This window comes from Oleiphilus sp. HI0132 (assembly GCF_001635845.1).
This window is the reverse complement of record NZ_LWGJ01000251.1, coordinates 1-613: the sequence shown is the minus strand read 5'-3', so window position 1 is coordinate 613 and position 613 is coordinate 1. Positions and strand designations below refer to the sequence as shown.

Genomic DNA, 613 nt, shown 5'->3' with positions numbered 1-613 from the left:
CCGAGATTGTTTACGCCGATTCGAATGATGACCAGCCCCTTTTCCCAGAAGTCCGGAGAGCGCTGCAAGCGAGAGATCAGCCATTTTGCTTGATAGGGCCAGCCTTCAAGCAAAGACTGACAGCGAAGTCCGGAAACTGCATAGTTATAGTCGAAGTCTAATTTCTTGGGGGCTCGGGCAGGGAGCTTAAGCCAGTTCTTGATTCTTGCCCAGCGGTAACTTTCACCCCATGTCCCGAATGCTCCAAGATTAACTTGCTCAGATCGAAATCTGTCCCATAGTGCTGGCCAGTTGTAAGTGACGCTATGGAAGTCGCCTCCTCTAGCTTTATTGTCATATTTATCTCGATAGCTATGACTGTCTGAATCACCTAATATTGCGACAGGAAACGCAGCATCACCAGGATCAGAAGTATCGATGCCTGTCTTATTCAGGAATAGCCAGTACGAGGCAAAAACCATTACAAAAAAAAGGCCGATGGTGGTGGTTGTTGGTTTAATCGAAAGCATCCTTGCCTCACTTTAGTAATGTCTGCTTAACCAGTTTTTAATCGCGTCGAACAAGCTGTGCTTATCGTTCAGCATGAAAAAAGTATGGTCAGCTTTGGGGAAAT

The 613-nt window shown here is 46.3% G+C and carries 1 protein-coding gene; it reads right to left on the bottom strand.

Annotated elements, in window-relative coordinates; all coding sequences use genetic code 11:
* Positions 1-509 (bottom strand): hypothetical protein (locus A3766_RS03120; protein ID WP_197479254.1); only part of this gene is annotated, 509 nt, incomplete at its 3' end.
* Positions 510-613 lie beyond the last annotated feature (104 nt).